This window comes from Streptomyces sp. NPDC046122 (genome assembly GCF_056429965.1).
Genome location: NZ_JBWKLQ010000002.1, coordinates 659,526 through 677,248 on the forward strand (window position 1 = coordinate 659,526; position 17,723 = coordinate 677,248).

Genomic DNA, 17,723 nt, shown 5'->3' on the forward strand with positions numbered 1-17,723 from the left:
ACCCCATCGTGTAAGTACGGGTCTCCCCCGCGCCGTGCGCGGCTTTACGAAACGTTGACCCCGAAGTCTAGGGCGATGCCCCGCAGGCCCGACGCATACCCCTGTCCTACGGCTCGGAACTTCCATTCCCCGCCGTACCGGTAAACCTCTCCAAAGATCATCGCCGTCTCGCTGGAGGCGTCCTCGGAGAGGTCGTAGCGGGCCAGTTCCTGACCGTCCGCCTGATTGACCACGCGAATGAAGGCATTGCTGACCTGGCCGAACGTCTGGCCGCGATTGTCGGCGTCATGGATGGACACCGGGAAGACGATCTTGTCGCAGTTCTCCGGCACCAGGGTGAGGTCGACGATCATCGACTCGTCGTCGCCCTCACCCTCACCGGTGAGGTTGTCCCCGGTGTGCTCGACCGAGCCCTCCGGGCTCTTGAGGTTGTTGTAGAAGACGAAGAACTCGTCGCCGAGGACGCGGCCGTTCTGGCACAGCAGAGCACTGGCGTCGAGGTCGAAGGGCGCTCCGGTGGTGGAGCGCGCGTCCCAGCCGAGACCGACCAGCACCTGGGTGAGATTCGGTGCGGCCTTGGAGAGGGAGACGTTGCCTCCCTTGGCGAGCGTGACACCCATGATCTTGCTTCCTCCCCGCGGTACGGAATGAGTGTGAGGCGCGTCCGGCGCCGCACGCACGGTGCGGCGCCGGACGGGACAGAGCTCGCTCAGACGTTGACGCCGAAGTCCTGCGCGATGCCGCGCAGGCCCGAGGCGTAACCCTGGCCGATGGCCCGGAACTTCCATTCCGCCTGGTTGCGGTACAGCTCGCCGAAGACCATCGCGGTCTCGGTCGAGGCGTCCTCGCTCAGGTCGTAGCGCGCCAGCTCCGTGTTGTCGGCCTGGTTCACGACGCGGATGTACGCGTTGCGGACCTGGCCGAAGCTCTGCTGCCTGGCCTCGGCCTCGTAGATGGAGACCGGGAACACGATCTTGGCGACGTCGGCCGGCACGCCGGCGAGGTTCACCTTGATGACCTCGTCGTCGCCCTCGCCCTCACCGGTGGTGTTGTCGCCGAGGTGCTCGACCGAGCCGTCGGGGCTCTTGAGGTTGTTGAAGAAGACGAAGTTCGAGTCGTTGGTGACCTTGCCCTCAGCGTTGGTCAGCAGGGCGCTGGCGTCGAGGTCGAAGTCACCCCCGGTGGTGGTACGAGCGTCCCAGCCGAGACCGACGATGACCGCGGTCAGGTTGGGGGCTGCCTTGGTCAGCGAGACGTTGCCGCCCTTGCTGAGGCTGACGCCCACGAGTCCTCCCATGTGTGTCGGGGGGCCGAGGACCCCCGTAATGCGCTGGCATCGGATCAACGACTCGATCCTAGTGACCGGTTCCCTCGCGCAGCACGCCCGGTGTCCCGATTTTTCGGGCGCTCAGAGCGACTCGAGCACCTTGAGGTAATCGGCGGGGTCACGCGCGTCCGACATCGGGTTGACGACGCTCCAGCGCACGACGCCCTCCCGGTCGATGACGAAGGTGCCGCGCACGGCGCAGCCCTTGTGCTCGTCGAAGACGCCGTACGCGCGCGAGGCCGCGCCGTGCGGCCAGAAGTCCGACAGGAGCGGGTACGCGAAGCCCTCCTGCTCGGCGTAGACGCGGAGGGTGTGGATGGAGTCGGTGGACACGGCGAGCAGCTGTACGTCGTCGTTGACGAACCTCGCGAGCGCGTCGTTCAGCTCGCGGAGCTCGCCCGTGCACACGCCGGTGAAGGCGAACGGGTAGAAGAGCAGCACCACGTTCCTGGCGTCGCCGGGAGCGCGGAAGTCGGACAGCCGGACCGTGCGGCCGTGGTTGTCCTTCAGCACGAAGTCCGGTGCCGGCGTACCGACCTCGATCGCCATTGGATGCGCCATCCCCTCGTTGGGCCGTCTGTGTCCCGCCAGCCTACGCACAGGGCCTCCGCCGACGAATGTCGGCGGAGGCCCTGTTTCGCCTTGGGCGCAGCCTGCTCATGAGGAGTCTGCTCGGACGCGGCGGTGGCTCAGCGCTTGCCCTTGGGGGTCACCAGCCGGCCGGCGCTCCAGTCCTTGCCCGCGCTGACGGTCTTGGTCTGGGACAGACCCGCCGTCTGGGCGGCTTCGCTGATGTCGCTCGGCTCGACGTAGCCGTCGCGGCCGGTCTTCGGGGTCAGCAGCAGCACCGTGCCGCCGTCCTCGAGCAGACCGATGGCGTCCACCAGCGCGTCCGTAAGGTCGCCGTCCTCGTCACGGAACCACAGCACGACGACGTCGGCGACGTCGTCGTAGTCCTCGTCGACGATGTCCTGGCCGGTGATCGCCTCAATGCCCTCACGGAGTTCCTGCTCGACGTCGTCGTCGTAGCCGATCTCCTGGACCACCTGTCCGGGCACGAACCCCAGGCGTACTGCCGGGTTGGTCCGCTCCTCCGCGTGGTCCGCGGTCGCGCTCACGGATTGCCTCCTGATCATGTTTTGGGGAATACCTTCAGTCCACGCGCGTGCGTGGGCGTTGGCCGTAGTCCACACGTGCGGGACCGATCGCGCAAGTACCCGGCGGTGGAGACAGCCGAAACGGTGACGGATGGGGCCGGTTCACCGCAACTCCAGACCAGGCCGTAAGCGGTCCCGGTGATCCATCCCACACCATTGCGACACGTTTGTAAGCCTACGCGGCTTCGGTGGGCCATTCGGACCCGAGCCGCCGCACCGAACGCACGGACGGACTGGGCGTAAGGTTGCGATTTGGCCGGACCCATCCCCGGGCGGACGCCGAGCCTCGTACCGAGTGGGGTTACCCCTCAGTAGAGATGACGTTTGCGATTCAGGGGTACACGATGGAGGCGGCGCGACACCCCTCACGACCCAACCAGCGAAGGAACAGCGTGGCTTCCGGATCCGATCGTAATCCGATCATCATTGGCGGCCTTCCGAGCCAGGTCCCGGACTTCGATCCTGAAGAAACCCAGGAATGGCTCGACTCCCTCGACGCCGCCGTCGACGAGCGGGGCCGCGAGCGCGCCCGCTACCTGATGCTGCGCCTCATCGAGCGGGCGCGCGAGAAGCGCGTGGCCGTGCCCGAGATGCGCAGCACGGACTACGTCAACACCATCGCCACCAAGGACGAGCCGTTCTTCCCCGGCAACGAGGAGATCGAGCGCAAGGTCCTCAACGCGACCCGCTGGAACGCGGCCGTGATGGTGTCGCGTGCGCAGCGTCCGGGGATCGGCGTGGGCGGTCACATCGCCACGTTCGCCTCCTCCGCCTCTCTGTACGACGTCGGCTTCAACCACTTCTTCCGCGGCAAGGACGAGGGCGACGGCGGCGACCAGATCTTCTTCCAGGGGCACGCCTCGCCGGGCATCTACGCCCGCGCGTACCTGCTGGACCGGCTGAGCGAGGCGCAGCTCGACGCCTTCCGCCAGGAGAAGTCGAAGGCTCCGAACGGGCTGTCGTCGTACCCGCACCCGCGGCTGATGCCGGACTTCTGGGAGTTCCCGACCGTCTCGATGGGCCTCGGCCCCCTCGGCGCGATCTACCAGGCCCGGATGAACCGCTACATGGAGGCGCGCGGCATCGCCGACACCTCCAAGTCGCACGTCTGGGCGTACCTCGGCGACGGCGAGATGGACGAGCCCGAGTCGCTCGGCCAGCTGTCCATCGCCGCCCGTGAGGGCCTGGACAACCTGACCTTCGTCGTCAACTGCAACCTGCAGCGCCTCGACGGCCCGGTGCGCGGCAACGGCAAGGTCATCCAGGAGCTGGAGTCGCAGTTCCGCGGCGCCGGCTGGAACGTCATCAAGCTGGTCTGGGACCGGAGCTGGGACCCGCTGCTCGCGCAGGACCGCGACGGCGTGCTGGTCAACAAGCTCAACACGACCCCGGACGGCCAGTTCCAGACGTACGCCACGGAGACGGGCGCGTACATCCGCAACCACTTCTTCGGCGACGACCACCGGCTGCGGGCCATGGTCGAGAACATGACCGACGACCAGATCCTGCACCTGGGACGCGGCGGTCACGACCACAAGAAGGTGTACGCGGCGTACGCGGCGGCCAAGGCGCACAAGGGCCAGCCGACCGTGATCCTGGCCCAGACCGTCAAGGGCTGGACGCTGGGGCCGAACTTCGAGGGCCGCAACGCGACCCACCAGATGAAGAAGCTGACGGTCGAGGACCTGAAGCGCTTCCGCGACCGGCTGCACATCCCGATCACGGACAAGCAGCTGGACGAGGGCTACCCGCCGTACTACCACCCGGGCCGCGAGTCCGAGGAGATCCAGTACATGCACGACCGGCGCAACGCGCTGGGCGGGTACGTACCGACCCGTGTCGTGCGGGCGAAGCCGCTGCCGCTGCCGGCCGAGAAGACGTACGCGGCTGCGAAGAAGGGGTCCGGCCAGCAGTCGATCGCCACGACCATGGCGTTCGTGCGCGTCCTGAAGGACCTCATGCGGGACAAGGAGATCGGCAAGCGCTTCGTGCTGATCGCGCCCGACGAGTACCGCACCTTCGGCATGGACGCCTTCTTCCCGAGTGCGAAGATCTACAACCCGCTGGGTCAGCAGTACGAGGCGGTCGACCGCGACCTGCTGCTCGCGTACAAGGAGTCCCCCACCGGTCAGATGCTGCACGACGGCATCTCCGAGGCGGGCTGCACGGCCTCGCTGATCGCCGCGGGCTCGGCGTACGCGACGCACGGCGAGCCGCTGATCCCGGTCTACGTCTTCTACTCGATGTTCGGCTTCCAGCGGACCGGCGACCAGTTCTGGCAGATGGCCGACCAGCTGTCGCGCGGCTTCGTGCTGGGCGCGACCGCCGGCCGTACGACGCTGACCGGTGAGGGCCTCCAGCACGCGGACGGCCACTCGCAGCTGCTCGCGTCGACGAACCCGGGCTGCGTCAGCTACGACCCGGCGTTCGGGTACGAGATCGCGCACATCGTGCAGGACGGTCTCAAGAGGATGTACGGCGAGAACGCCGAGGACGTCTTCTACTACCTGACCGTCTACAACGAGCCGATCCAGCACCCGGCCGAGCCCGAGAACGTGGACGCCGAGGGCATCCTCAAGGGCATCTACCGCTTCAAGGAGGGCGAGAAGGGCGAGATCGCGGCCCAGATCATGGCCTCCGGCGTGGCGGTCCCGTGGGCGGTCGAGGCGCAGCGGATCCTCGCCGAGGAGTGGAACGTCAAGGCGGACGTCTGGTCCGCCACCTCCTGGAACGAGCTGCGCCGTGACGCCGTCGCGGTGGACGAGTACAACCTGCTGCACCCGGAGGAGGAGATGCGCGTCCCGTACGTCACGCAGAAGCTCTCCGGTGCGCAGGGTCCGTTCGTCGCGGTCTCGGACTGGATGCGCGCGGTTCCCGACCAGATCTCCCGCTGGGTGCCGGGTACGTACACCTCGCTCGGCGCGGACGGCTTCGGTTTCGCCGACACGCGCGGGGCGGCCCGCCGCTACTTCCACATCGACGCCCAGTCGATCGTCCTGGCGGTGCTCACCGAGCTCGCCAGGGAGGGCAGGATCGACCGCTCGGCGCTCAAGCAGGCGGTCGACCGCTACCAGCTGCTGGACGTGACGGCGGCGGACCCGGGCGCGGCCGGGGGCGACGCGTAGGCACTCCTCGAACCCACGCGAAGGGCGGCGGGACCTCCTGGGGTCTCGCCGCCCTTCGGCGTTCCCTACGATGCGGGCATGAAGGTGCAGACCGCGCGGATCCGCTGGGAAGAGCGCACACACAAGCTCCTGCTCGGACTCGCGGGGGCGTTCGCCCTGGCGTACGCGGTGCCGATCGTGGCTCCCGACGCCGACGAGGCGGTGCACCGGCTGTGCCTGGCGACCGAGTGGGTGGTGTGGGGGGCGTTCGCCCTGGACTACGTCGTACGGCTGGCCCTGTCCGGGGACAGGTGGCTGTTCGTCCGCAGGCATCCGCTGGACCTGCTCGCCGTACTGCTGCCGCTGCTGCGCCCGCTCCAGCTGCTGCGGCTCGTCTCCACGCTGCTGCTGGTCGGCCGGCGGGCCAGGATGGCGCCGCAGATCCAGCTCACGACGTACGTCGGCGGCTCGGTCGTGGGTCTGCTGATGTTCGGCTCGCTGGCCGTGCTGGAGGTCGAGCGGGATTCTCCGGACGGGAACATCAAGACGCTGGGTGACGCCGTGTGGTGGTCGTTCACGACGATGACGACCGTCGGCTACGGCGACCACTCCCCCACGACCGGTCTCGGCCGGGTGCTGGCGGTGGGGCTGATGCTCTCGGGCATCGCACTGCTCGGTGTGGTGACGGCGAACATCGCCGCCTGGTTCATCTCCCGCTTCGACCGGGACGACGTCGAGGAGCGCCGCCAGACGGCCGCCATCGCGCTGCTCACGGAGGAAGTGCGGGCGCTGCGGGCGCAGGTCTCGGAGCTGACGTCCGGGGCGGCGGCTGCGGCTCCCGGCACGGGTGAGGGGCCGCCCGTGAGGACGGCCCCTGCACCTCGGCGGTCGGAGCAGCCGCGTCAGATCGACATGCCGTAGACGGCCGCACCGCTTATCAGAGCGATGACCGCGAGGACGGTGATGATCAGGCCGAGTACGAAGCCGATCATGGCGGGCACGTTGCCGGTGTTGAAGCGCTTGCCCATGGCGATCCAGCCGGTGATCAGCGCGACCGGACCGAGGACGATGCCGAAGGTGAAGAAGCCGACGATGCCGCAGATGAGCGAGACCCAGCTGAGGGCGCTGGTGTTGGACGGGCTGTGTGCGCGGCTGTTGCTCGCCATGGTCACTCCCTAGGTCGTGCCCTGGAATTCGTGTGATCCGGGCTTGACCACCGGTTGCCCCGCTTTCGCGCGCGCATCCCCCTCAGTTCTGCCACACCTTGAAGGCCCGCACACGGTAGGGCGACTGGGGCACCCACGTACCGCCGCCCGGGTACGTCTCGAACTCGCCCGTCTCGGCGCACTCGGCGGACTGGTACGTCGTGACCGGCCGCCCGGTGCGGTTGGCGACGGACTGGGCGTCGGCGCCGGGCGGCAGCAGGACGCAGCTCTCGAGGTCGACGCCGGACAGCTCGTGGGTCTGGCGCGCTCCCTTGAAGTCCGGTTTCTGCCACAGGCAGAGCTCGCCGGGCGCGCAGGCACCGAGGCGCGGCGGTCCGGCGTGGGCGGGCTGCGGCAGCAGCGCGGTGAGGGCCAGGGCCCCGGCCGCGAGGACGGTCGTACGCATCATCGGAATCAACCCCCGTGTCGTGCGGATCAGTTGCCCCACCCTGAGCTGGGCGGACGCCGTTCCGGAAGATCCGCGGGGCTGTTCCACCCGGATAGGCGACAGCCCCGCCGGAACCGTCCGGCGGGGCTGTCGTACGCACGGGGTTGACGTCAGATGTGGGCGCCGCCCGCGGCCGCGTCCGCGTTCTCGCCGCGCTTCGTCAGGGTGGCGACGAGTGCGGCGACGACCGCGACGACACCGGCGACGGTGAAGGCGAGGTGCATGCCCGACACGAACGTGTCATGGATGACCGCGCCGATCTTCTCGATCACCGGCGGTTCCAGGCCGGCCTTGGCGAGCTCCTTCGCCGGTACGGCGGCGAACTCGGCAGCCTCCTCCAGCTTGGGGTCGGCCGGAATCGGGATGCCCGCTTCCTTCCAGTTCCCCGCGAAGTCGGCGCTCACCTTGGCCGACATGATCGCGCCGAGGACGGCGGTGCCGAGTGCGCCGCCGACCTGCATGGCCGCCTGCTGGAGACCGCCGGCGACGCCGGAGAGCTCCATCGGGGCGTTGCCGACGATGACCTCGGTCGCACCGACCATGACCGGCGCGAGACCGAGGCCGAGGAGACCGAACCAGAGGGACATCATGAACGTGCTGGTGTCGGCCGAGAGGGTCGTCATGCCGAACATGGCGACCGCGGTGGCGACCATGCCGCCGACCAGCGGCACGCGCGGGCCGAACTTGGTGATGAGCACGCCCGCCAGCGGCGAGGAGACGATCATCATGCCGGTCAGCGGCAGCAGGTGCAGGCCGCTGTCGACCGGGCTCATGCCGTGCACGCCCTGGAGGAAGAACGTCACGAAGAACAGGCCGCCCATAAAGGCGATGGCCATGAGGACCATGAGCACGACGCCCGCGGAGAGCGGGACGGAGCGGAACATCGCGAGCGGGATGAGCGGTTCCGCGACCTTCGTCTCCCAGAACGCGAAGACGGCGAAGAGGACGATGGAGGCGCCCAGCCACATCCACGTGCTGGGGCTGTCCCAGCCCCACTCGCCGGCCTTGATGATGCCCCAGATGAGGGCGAACATCGCGCCCGAGAGCAGCACGATGCCGGGGATGTCGAAGGAGCGCGGGGCGTTGGCCGCGCGGTGGTCCTTCAGGATCACCAGGCCGAAGACCAGGGCGACGACGCCGACCGGCACGTTGATGAAGAAGACGGACTGCCAGTTGACGTGCTCGACGAGCAGACCGCCGACGATCGGGCCGCCCGCGGTGGAGGCGCCGATGACCATGCCCCAGATGCCGATGGCCATGTTGAGCTTCTCGGCGGGGAAGGTGGCGCGGAGCAGGCCGAGTGCGGCCGGCATGAGGAGCGCGCCGAAGAGCCCCTGGAGCACACGGAAGGCGATGACCAGGGCGATCTCGCTGGAGAGGCCGATGGCCCCGGAGGCGAGGGCGAAACCGGCTATGCCGATCAGGAAGGTCTGGCGGTGGCCGAAGCGGTCGCCCAGCTTGCCCGCGGTGATCAGCGCGACGGCGAGGGCGAGCAGATAGCCGTTGGTGATCCACTGGACGTCGGCGAGCGAGGCTCCGAGGTCCTTCTGGATGGCCGGGTTGGCGATGGCGACGATCGTGCCGTCGAGCGCGACCATCATCACGCCGATCGCCACGGAGAAGAGCGTCAGCCAGGGGTGGCCACGGAGCCCCTTGGCCGGCGCGGGTGCGGGATCCTGCGGCGGCGGCGCCTTGTCGATGGTGGTCTGACTAGTCATACCGACCACGCTAGTGTCAGCCGCTGACAGTTGACAAACGAATTCACAAGCCGGTAACTGTCACATAGCTCACAGGTATCCTGAGCTGGACAAAGGCGGAAGAGGCGTACCTACGAATGACCGAGCAGCAGGCGGCCGGCGAGCCGACGACGGGACTGCGCGAGCGCAAGAAGCAGCGCACCCGCGACGCCCTGCTGCGGGTGGCGCTGGAGCTCTTCACCACCCAGGGATACGAGCACACGACCGTCGACGAGATCGCCGACGCCGTCGAGGTCTCCCAGCGCACCTTCTTCCGCTACTTCGCGAGCAAGGAGGAAGTCGCCTTCGCCGTCCAGGAGATGGTGGAGTCGCACTTCGTGACGGAGCTGCTCGTGCGCCCGGCGCAGGAGCGGCCGTTCACCGCCATGCGCAACGCGGTGTTGTGCGCCTGGAACTCCATCGGCGAGGCGATCGAAGCCGTCGTACCGGTCGAACTGCACATGCGCGCCTACCTGATGATCGAGTCGACGCCCGCCCTGCTCGCCGCGCATCTGCGCCGCTCCACCGAGCTGGAGGAGCGGATCGCCCGGATCGTCGCGGACCGCGAGGGGCTCGACCTCGACGCCGATCCGCGGCCGCGCATCGCCGTCGCGGCGTTCACCGGCGTCATGCGCGTCACCGGGCGGCTGTGGGGGCAGGGCGAGGACGCCAGCATGGAGGCGATCAGATCGCTGACCGAGCTGTACCTGGACCACCTCGAACCGGCGCTCGCGGCGGACTGGCGCGCCCCGGCGCGTACGCCGGGCACGCCCGGTATGCACGAAGCGTGACGGAGCATCAACCTCCGTCGCGTTGAAACGTGATGTGCGTCACGGACTTCACGGCGAGCCCCTGGCTTCTCCTAGGGTGGCGGGCAGTGACTTCCTTCGACACCTCCCCCACCCTCACCGCATGGCGCGCTCTGCTCGCTCTCGCCGTGGTGTTCGTCCTGCTGGCCACCACGGGGTGGACCGCGATACGTCACCAGAAGGGCGACCCCGATCTCCGCGCGGCGTCGTTGGCGGCGTGGGCCCGCGGGGGCATCGACGGCCGCCCCCTGCCGGAGGCCGGATCGGCGCCCGACCGGTTCGCCCGCTTCTTCGCCGGTCTGACCGCCTCTCAGCGCACCCGGCTCGTCGACCGCTTCCCGCTGGTCGTCGGCAATCTGAACGGCGTCCCGCTCACTCTGCGCTACCGGGCGAACCATCTGGCGCTGGACCGGGCGCGGAAGGTCGAGTGGCAGCGGATGCACGACGAGCGGCTCACCCCGGTGGGCCGCCAGACCGCGCAGCGCCGGCTGCAGCGCTTCGCGTCGCTGATGGGCGAGGGACGGCAGATCCTCGCGTTCGACCCCGTGGGCTCCGGGCAGGTCGCCGAGGTCTTCGGCGACCTGGGCCGTGCCGAACGGGTGTCCGTGGTCGTGCCCGGCGTCGACACCAATGTGGTGAACTTCGAGCGGACGCGCCGCAGGTACACCGCCCCGGTGGGCATGGCGAAGTCGCTGTACGCCGCCGAGCGCGCCGCGGCGCCCCGCACCCGTACCGCCGTCATCGCCTGGGCCGACTACACGTCGCCCGCGGGCGTCGGCATGGACGCGGCCATCGGCCGGCTCGCCAGGTACGGCTCGAAGCGGCTCGACGCCCTCGTGCGGGCGCTGCCCGGAGACTCGAAGGTGTCGCTGTTCTGCCACAGCTACGGCTCGGTGGTGTGCGGCGTCGCCGCGCCCTTGCTGCCGGCGCGGGTCTCCGACATCGCGGTCGCCGGCAGCCCCGGCATGCGGGTCGAGAGCGCGAAGGAGCTGCGCACCGGCGCGCGGGTGTGGGCCACCCGGGACCACGACGACTGGATCCAGGACGTGCCGTACCTCGAGGTCGGCGGGCTCGGCCACGGCGCGGACCCGGTGACTCCTGAATTCGGGGCGCGGGTCGTCTCGGCGTCCGGCGCGGTCGGCCACACGGGATATTTCGAGCCCGGCACGACGAGTCTCAGCAACTTCGCCGGCATAGGCGTCGGCTCGTACTCCACGGTGCGCTGCGCCGGCGACGACGGGGCCTGCCGGAGTGGGATTTCCGGTGCGGAAGCGAACTGACGCGCGTAGAACCCCGTGGCGAACGGAGGACGGCCGGAACATTGTGGCCGGCACCGAGGGGCGACGCACGGGCGCACGCCGCATACGATGAGCCGCATGGGTGATGTGCTGGCCGGAATTCATGCCACCTGGGAGTTCGAGAGCGACTCCGTGCTCATCCGCTTCGAACGGGGGATCCGCACGCCGAAGCTGTTCCAGGCGCTCGGCGAGCGACGTGTCCCGCACGAGGCGCTGGCGTCGGTGACCCTGACGCCGGGCAAGCGCGGCACAGTCGTTCTGCACGCGACCCCGAGACCGGGTGCCGACCCGCTGATGGAGGCGGCTGCCGGACAGCTGCGGGACGGCTGCGACCCGTACCGGCTGGTCCTCCCGGCCGAGCGGGAGACCCTCGCGGAGTACTACGGCGACGAGCTGCGCGCCGTGCTCGCCCCCGAGGCGAAGACGCCCGCCGAGAACTTCCTGGTGGCCGCGCCGCAGGGGCCGCTCCATTTCAAGGCGTACGACGGCAAGGCGTCCTTCGACGGGTCGCGGGTCTCCTTCCGCTGGTTCTGGACGGGCGCGTCCTCCGCGAAGTGGAAGGCGGGCGACCAGAACTTCCACGTGCGGGAGCTGGACGGCGTGGAGTGGCGCTCCCCCGACGTCTTCGACGGACACCTGCGGCTGCTGCGGCGCGACGCCGGCCTGCCCGGGTCCCCGCCGCAGCCGGCCCAGGCGGACCAGGACCCCGCCGCCGTCGTCTTCGGCCTCGGGTACGGCCCGGTGCACGAGTCCCTGCCGTTCGCCGCAGCGGTGCTCGGAGCGGTGCGCACGGGCATCGCGCCGCCCCCGCTGGGCGGGGAGCCGGCCGCCCCCGTGCCGGTGGCCGTCGGCGCGCGGCGCGACCCCGCCGACATCGCGGAGCGGATACGCCACCTCGGCGACCTGCGCGAGGCGGGCCTGGTCACGGACGAGGAGTTCACCGCGAAGAAGGCGGAGCTGCTCGCGGAGCTGTAGCGGCGAGCGGGGCGACCGGCCGGCGTCCCGGTCCCGTGTCGTACCCCGGTATGAGGCCGGGTTTCGGACCCGGGCACGACGCCGTACGGCCGCCTCCCGCCTACGCTGGCCGGGTCATGACCCAGCCCTCCGCTCCCCCGCCCCCCGCCGACGGCCTCATCAGCGCCGGGCGCCGCAATCTGCGCGCCCTCGCGTACGCCGTCAGCCACCCCTCGCACGCGCCCACGCCGCTGTTCGCGGACTCCCCCAGGCAGTGGCAGCGGCTGCTGCCGTACGCCGCGGCACTCGCCCTCGTCGCCACCTTCCTGCCGCTGACCGTCGTCGTCCTCACCGGCGACTACGGCGTGCCCGGCGGTTGGGCCGGCGCGATCGCCGCCGCGCAGACCGTTCCGCTGCTGATGGTCGCCCACCGGCCGCTCCAGGCGTGGTGGATCGTGCTGCCGGCCGACGTCGTGGGCGCGCTCGTCGCCCTCGGCGGGCTCGACGAGCGGTCCCCGTGGCCGTGGACGCCGCCCGCCCTCGTCGCGTACCTCTTCCTGATGTTCGCGCTGGCTCTGCGCGAGACGCGGCGCACGCTCATCGGGGTCTGGATCGTCACCGGCGCGGCCGGTCTCGTCCTCGGGCAGCTCTTCCCCGGGGAGAGCGAGGGTACGAACGTCCTGCTCGTCGTGCTCAGCGCCGTCGTCCTCGTCATAGGCGGCGCGCTGCGCGAGCGCGGTGAGGCGCAGCGGCGGCTCGCCGAGCAGGAGACCATCAGCGAGGCGGAGCGGGCCCGGAGGACGCTGCTGGAGGAACGGACGCGGATCGCCCGGGAGTTGCACGACGTGGTGGCCCACCACATGTCGGTCATCACCGTGCAGGCCGACTCCGCGCCGTACCGCGTCGCGGGGCTGCCGCCCGGCGCCGAGGAGGAGTTCGCGTCGATCGCCGCGAGCGCGCGGGAGTCGCTGACCGAGATGCGCAGGCTGCTGTCGGTGCTGCGCAGCGAGGACGCGGCGGGCGAGCGGGCTCCGCAGCCCGGCCTCGACCGGCTCCAGCAGCTCGTGGAGGCGACGGTACGGGCCGGGCTGCCCGCCGAGCTGTCCCTCACCACGGGGCTCACCGGGGCCGGCCGGCTGCCCCAGACCGTCGACCTGTCGGCGTACCGGATCGTCCAGGAGGCGCTGGCGAACGTCGTACGGCACGCGCCCGGCGCCACCACCCGGATCTCCGTCACCTCCGACGGCACGGACCTCACCGTACTCGTCGTCAACGGCCCGCCCACCGGGCCGGCCTCGCCCGTGGAGGCGGGCGGGGCGGGCGGGCACGGCCTCGTCGGCATGCGCGAACGCGTACGGTTGACCGGCGGCACGCTCGACACCGGCCCGCTGCCCGACGGCGGCTTCCGGGTCGCCGCCCGGCTTCCCCTCGGCGCGAAGGACCCCGCTTCCCCATGACCATCCGCGTGATCATCGTCGACGACCAGGCCATGGTCCGGGCGGGGTTCGCCGCGCTGCTGTCGGCGCAGAGCGACATCGACGTGGTCGGGGAGGCGCCGGACGGACGACAGGGCATCGCGGTCAGCCGGGCGGCGCATCCCGACGTGGTCCTCATGGACGTGCGGATGCCGGAGATGGACGGGCTGGCGGCGGCACGTGAGCTGCTGGACCCGCCCGCCGGGGTCGTCCACCGGCCGAAGGTCCTGATGCTCACCACGTTCGACGTGGACGACTACGTGTACGAGGCGCTGCGCGCCGGCGCGTCCGGGTTCCTCCTCAAGGACGCGCCGCCCGCCGACCTGATCTCGGCGGTGCGGGTGGTCGCGGCCGGCGAGGCGCTGCTGGCGCCGTCGGTGACCCGGCGCCTGATCGCGGACTTCGCGCGGCAGCGGCCCGCCCCGCGCAAGGACCCCTCCCTGCGGCTCAACGGGCTCACGCCCCGCGAGACGGAGGTGCTGGAGCTCATCGCCCGGGGCCTGTCGAACCAGGAGATCGCCGCCCGACTGGTCCTGGCGGAGCAGACGGTGAAGACGCACATCGGCCGTGTCCTGGCCAAGCTGCAGCTGCGCGACCGGGCGCAGGCAGTGATCTTCGCGTACGAGTCGGGCCTGGTCTCGCCGGGCGCGTGACGCACCGTCACCAGCGTGGGGCGGTCCGCCGCGGCCCCGGGCGCCGGAACCCCGTACCCCTCATACCCCGGTAGCAGCCCTGACTTGGCTCTCCGGTCCGACGCCCCCGACGGCGTCGTCCTCCTACCTTCCTCTCCGCCGCCACCGGACGAAGAGGAAGCAGGCAACCATGCGCCGCTACAAGAGGACCCTGATCGCGCTGGCACTCGCGACGACCGTCGTGTCGGGCACGGCGGGCTGGGCTTCGGGGACCGCGCAGGAGCCCGTCACCGGCCCGCCGCCCGGCACCGCCGCCTGGAACCGCGAGGGCCTGCCCGACCCGGCCACCACGTCACCCGCCCGGATCGCCCGCTTCTTCGCGGCGCTCGGCGACGACCGGCGCCGCGACCTCGTCCGCCGCCATCCCGCGGTCGTCGGCAACCTGGACGGCGCCCCCGTCGAGCTGCGTTACGCCGCCAACCGCCGCACCGCGAAGGCCACCGGCCACGACCGCCTCGCCGCGCCCGGCCGCCGGATCCTCGCCCTCGACCCGCGCGGCCGGGGACAGGTCGCCGAGGTGTACGGGGATCTGACGACGGCGCGGCACGTCGCCGTCGTGGTCCCCGGTTCGGACATCGACGCCGCCACCTTCGACCGTACGAACGACCCCTACGGCACCCCCGCCGGCATGGCGAAGTCCCTGCGCGACGCGACGAAGGGCCACCGCACCGCGGTGATCGCCTGGGCCGGGTACACGACCCCCGTCGGCGTGGGCGTGGACGCCGCCACGGGGGGCCTCGCCGAGGCGGGCGCGGACCGGCTGGCCCGGCTGACCGACGGGCTCGGCGCCGTCGGCGCCCCGGACCCGGCCCTGTTCTGCCACAGCTACGGCTCGGTGGTCTGCGGCCTGGCGGCCCACCGCGTGGACGCCGCCGACGTCGTCGCGCTGGGCTCCCCCGGGATGCGCGCGGACAGCGTCGACGACCTGCGTACGCAAGCCCGCGTGTGGGCCGCCAAGGATCCGACCGACTGGATCGGCAGGGTCCCGAACGTCCGGTTCGCGGGGCTCGGCCACGGTGCCGACCCCACCGGCCCGGCCTTCGGCGCCCGCCGTGTGCCGGCCGGTGACGCCGACGGCCACACCGGCTACTTCGCCCCCGGCACGCAGTCGCTCCGTGCCTTCGCCTCGATCACCGTGGGAGCGGTCTGATGCGGGCTCTGGCAGCGCGGATCGAGGCACGGACCCCCGCCCACCGCGACCGCGCCGTCGACGGCCTGCGGGCGCTCGCCCTCCTCGCCGTGCCGACCGGCCACTGGATGCTCGGCGGCTTCACCCCGGACGGCGGCGGCGCGCTGCACAACGCGAGCCCGCTGTCGTCGTTCGGCTCCCTCGCGCCGGTCAGCTGGGTGCTCCAGATGCTGGGCGTCTTCTTCCTGGTCGGCGGTTGCGCGTCCGTCCTGTCGTACCGCCGCCACCGGGGCACGGCCGGTACATGGCTGCGCGGGCGGATCGCGCGGCTCGGCCGGCCGGTGCTCGGCGTCACCGCCGTGTGGGCGGTGTTGCTGCCGGTGCTGTTCGCCGCGGGGGTGCCGGGGACGACGCTGCGGACCGCGTCGACGCTGGTGATCCAGCCGCTGTGGTTCGTCGGGGTGTACGTCGCGGTGACCGCCCTGACGCCGTACTGCGTCCGCGCCTCCGAGATGCTGGGCGCGTGGGCCGCCGCGCCGCTCCTGGCCTCCGTGGCGGTCGTCGACTTCCTGCGCTACGGGCCGTACGCCGAGGACGTGCCGTCGTGGCTCAGTCTGCTGAACCTGCTGCCGGGCTGGCTCCTCGCGTACCAACTCGGCGTCTGCTGGGGCGAGAAGCGGATCGGCAGGCGCGGCGGTGCGGTACTGCTGGCCGGCGGGGCGGTGCTGTTCGCCGTGCTGCTGGTGGTGTTCCACTACCCGGCGTCGATGGTCGGCGTGCCGGGCGAGGCGCGCACCAACTCGCACCCGCCGTCGCTGCTGGTCCTCGCCCTCGCGGCGGCCCAGAGCGGTGCGGCGATCCTGCTGCGCGAGCGGATCGGCGGGCTGCTGCGCCGGCCCGCGCTGTGGGCGCCGGTCGTCGTGATCAACCTGTCGGCCATGACGATCCTGTGCTGGCACCAGACGGCGATGCTCGCCGCGGCTGTGCCCGCCTCGTTCCTGGGTACGGTTCCGGGGCTGACGGGGCCGCCGGACTCGATCGGCTGGATCATGGCCAGGGCCGCTTGGCTGCCGGTGTTCGCGGGCTGCTGATCCTGATCGGACGGTACGCGCGGGCCTTCGAGGCACCGTGGGGGCACGTGACGACGACCCGCCGTGCGGCCGCGGGCCTGCTCGCGGCGGGATTCGCGGCCTTCGCCCTGGGCCTGGCGTGAAGGGGGCCTCCGCTGCCGCCCTGCGCGGGTCCCTGCGGCTCTGTGCCCGGACAGCGTGCACGGGGCCCCTGTGCTCCCCCGCCGACCGTGAGCGGGAGTCCCGCACCCCCGCGCCGCATGCCACGGCGGCGCGGGAGTGCGACGGCGGTCCTTACTCGCGGCCGGCCGACGTGAACGTCATGTCCGCGTAGCGGCCGCCCGCGACCTGGCTGGCGATCGGGGCCAGGAGTTCCATCTCACTCTCGGTGAGCAGGAGCCGTGTCGCCGCCGCGTTCTCCTCGACGCGGGTGCGCTTGCGGGTTCCCGGGATCGGTACGACGGCGAGCCCGTGCACCCGCGCCTGCTGCTGCACCCAGGCGAGAGCGACCTGCCCCAACGTGGCGTTGCGGCCCTCGGCGAGCTTGCGCACCGGTTCGAGCAGCAACGCGTTCGCGGCGGCGTTGTCGCCGTTGAAGCGGGGCTGGGTGCGCCGGAAGTCGTCCTCGCTGAGGTCCTTCTCCGCGCTGGTGAAGGCTCCGGTGAGGAAGCCCCGGCCCAGCGGGGAGTACGGGACCAGGGCGACGCCCAGTTCCTTGGCCGCCGGTACGACGCCCTCCTCGATGTCGCGGCTGAACAGCGACCACTCGGACTGCACGGCTGCGATCGGGTGCACGTCCTGCGCGGCGCGCAGCTCGCCGCCGGTCACCTCGCTCAGCCCGAGGTGCTTGACCTTGCCCTCGTGCACCAGCTCGGCCATCGCGCCGACCGACTCCTCGATGGGGACGTTCACGTCGCGCCGGTGCATGTAGTAGAGGTCGATCTCTTCGACGCCGAGGCGCTGGAGGCTGCCCTCGACGCACTGGCGGATGTAGGCGGGGTCGTTGTTGATGGTCCGCTTCGACGGGTCGCGGGGGTCGACGGCCAGCGCGAACTTGGTCGCGATGACGACCTCGTCCCGGTGCGCGCGGACGAACGGGGCGAGGAACCGCTCGTTCTCGCCCGCCGCGTACGCGTCCGCCGTGTCGTACAGGGTGATGCCCAGTTCGAGCGCCCGCTCCAGCGTCGCCCGCGCCTCGTCGGCGTCCGTGGGCCCGTACGCGAAGCTCATGCCCATGCAGCCGAGGCCCTGGACGCCGACTTCCGGTCCACCGGTTCCCAGTTGGACCTTGTCGATCGTGTAATCGTCGCTCATGTGGG

Annotated in this window: 16 protein-coding genes and 1 pseudogene; 9 read left to right on the plus strand and 8 right to left on the minus strand. The window is 71.1% G+C overall.

The window, feature by feature from the left end; genetic code table 11:
- Positions 1–44 precede the first annotated feature (44 nt).
- The 4 genes from AC07FK_RS07870 to AC07FK_RS07885 all read right to left on the minus strand — a co-directional run bounded on the left by AC07FK_RS07870 (position 45) and on the right by AC07FK_RS07885 (position 2,445).
- Entirely contained in the window at positions 45–620 is a 576-nt protein-coding gene (locus tag AC07FK_RS07870; RefSeq protein WP_479103519.1) for a TerD family protein, read from the minus strand.
- A gap of 89 nt (positions 621–709) precedes the next feature.
- Positions 710–1,285, minus strand: a complete 576-nt coding sequence (locus tag AC07FK_RS07875) for a TerD family protein (RefSeq protein WP_215129775.1) — start codon at positions 1,283–1,285, stop codon at positions 710–712.
- Positions 1,286–1,408: 123 nt separating this feature from the next.
- Entirely contained in the window at positions 1,409–1,876 is a 468-nt protein-coding gene (locus AC07FK_RS07880) for a peroxiredoxin (RefSeq protein WP_479103521.1), read from the minus strand.
- A gap of 140 nt (positions 1,877–2,016) precedes the next feature.
- Positions 2,017–2,445 carry a DUF3052 domain-containing protein gene (locus AC07FK_RS07885; RefSeq protein ID WP_138894401.1) on the minus strand — a complete coding sequence of 143 codons (429 nt, stop codon included), beginning with the start codon at positions 2,443–2,445 and terminating at the stop codon, positions 2,017–2,019.
- A gap of 431 nt (positions 2,446–2,876) precedes the next feature.
- On the opposite strand from AC07FK_RS07885, the gene aceE reads away from it, so the two are divergent.
- Positions 2,877–5,609: a pyruvate dehydrogenase (acetyl-transferring), homodimeric type gene (gene aceE, locus AC07FK_RS07890; protein WP_479103523.1), complete on the plus strand. Its 2,733-nt coding sequence runs from the start codon at positions 2,877–2,879 to the stop codon at positions 5,607–5,609.
- Between the two features lie 78 nt (positions 5,610–5,687).
- Positions 5,688–6,509: a potassium channel family protein gene (locus AC07FK_RS07895; protein ID WP_479103525.1), complete on the plus strand. Its 822-nt coding sequence runs from the start codon at positions 5,688–5,690 to the stop codon at positions 6,507–6,509.
- Here the strand turns inward: AC07FK_RS07895 and AC07FK_RS07900 are convergent.
- From AC07FK_RS07900 to AC07FK_RS07910, 3 genes are all read right to left on the minus strand, one after another.
- Positions 6,491–6,754 carry a small hydrophobic protein gene (locus tag AC07FK_RS07900; RefSeq protein ID WP_479103526.1) on the minus strand — a complete coding sequence of 88 codons (264 nt, stop codon included), beginning with the start codon at positions 6,752–6,754 and terminating at the stop codon, positions 6,491–6,493. The two genes, AC07FK_RS07895 and AC07FK_RS07900, sit on opposite strands and share 19 nt — an antisense overlap.
- A gap of 82 nt (positions 6,755–6,836) precedes the next feature.
- Entirely contained in the window at positions 6,837–7,199 is a 363-nt protein-coding gene (locus AC07FK_RS07905; RefSeq protein WP_479103938.1) for a peptidase inhibitor family I36 protein, read from the minus strand.
- A gap of 152 nt (positions 7,200–7,351) precedes the next feature.
- A complete protein-coding gene (locus tag AC07FK_RS07910; RefSeq protein ID WP_479103527.1) occupies positions 7,352–8,959 on the minus strand; it encodes an MFS transporter in 1,608 nt (535 codons plus the stop codon).
- Between the two features lie 116 nt (positions 8,960–9,075).
- Here AC07FK_RS07910 and AC07FK_RS07915 point away from each other — a divergent pair, with 116 nt between their 5' ends.
- From AC07FK_RS07915 to AC07FK_RS07945, 7 genes and pseudogenes are all read left to right on the plus strand, one after another.
- Positions 9,076–9,768 carry a TetR family transcriptional regulator gene (locus AC07FK_RS07915; RefSeq protein ID WP_479103528.1) on the plus strand — a complete coding sequence of 231 codons (693 nt, stop codon included), beginning with the start codon at positions 9,076–9,078 and terminating at the stop codon, positions 9,766–9,768.
- An 86-nt stretch (positions 9,769–9,854) separates the two neighbouring features.
- Positions 9,855–11,066, plus strand: a complete 1,212-nt coding sequence (locus AC07FK_RS07920; RefSeq protein ID WP_479103530.1) for an alpha/beta hydrolase — start codon at positions 9,855–9,857, stop codon at positions 11,064–11,066.
- Between the two features lie 96 nt (positions 11,067–11,162).
- On the plus strand, positions 11,163–12,059 hold the full coding sequence (locus AC07FK_RS07925; protein WP_479103532.1) for a DUF4429 domain-containing protein: 897 nt from the start codon (positions 11,163–11,165) through the stop codon (positions 12,057–12,059).
- Between the two features lie 116 nt (positions 12,060–12,175).
- Positions 12,176–13,495, plus strand: coding sequence for a sensor histidine kinase (locus AC07FK_RS07930; protein ID WP_479103534.1), 1,320 nt, complete (start codon positions 12,176–12,178; stop codon positions 13,493–13,495).
- Complete coding sequence (locus AC07FK_RS07935) at positions 13,492–14,166, plus strand: response regulator (protein ID WP_479103535.1); 675 nt, start codon at positions 13,492–13,494, stop codon at positions 14,164–14,166. Before AC07FK_RS07930 ends, AC07FK_RS07935 begins: the two co-directional genes overlap by 4 nt.
- Positions 14,167–14,335: 169 nt before the next feature.
- Positions 14,336–15,355 carry an alpha/beta hydrolase gene (locus AC07FK_RS07940; protein WP_479103537.1) on the plus strand — a complete coding sequence of 340 codons (1,020 nt, stop codon included), beginning with the start codon at positions 14,336–14,338 and terminating at the stop codon, positions 15,353–15,355.
- Positions 15,355–16,547: pseudogene (locus AC07FK_RS07945) on the plus strand (acyltransferase family protein). The gene AC07FK_RS07940 and the pseudogene AC07FK_RS07945 overlap by 1 nt, the downstream one beginning before the upstream one ends.
- 151 nt (positions 16,548–16,698) lie before the next feature.
- On the opposite strand, the gene AC07FK_RS07950 reads toward AC07FK_RS07945, so the two are convergent.
- A complete protein-coding gene (locus AC07FK_RS07950) occupies positions 16,699–17,718 on the minus strand; it encodes an aldo/keto reductase (RefSeq protein ID WP_479103539.1) in 1,020 nt (339 codons plus the stop codon).
- Positions 17,719–17,723 lie beyond the last annotated feature (5 nt).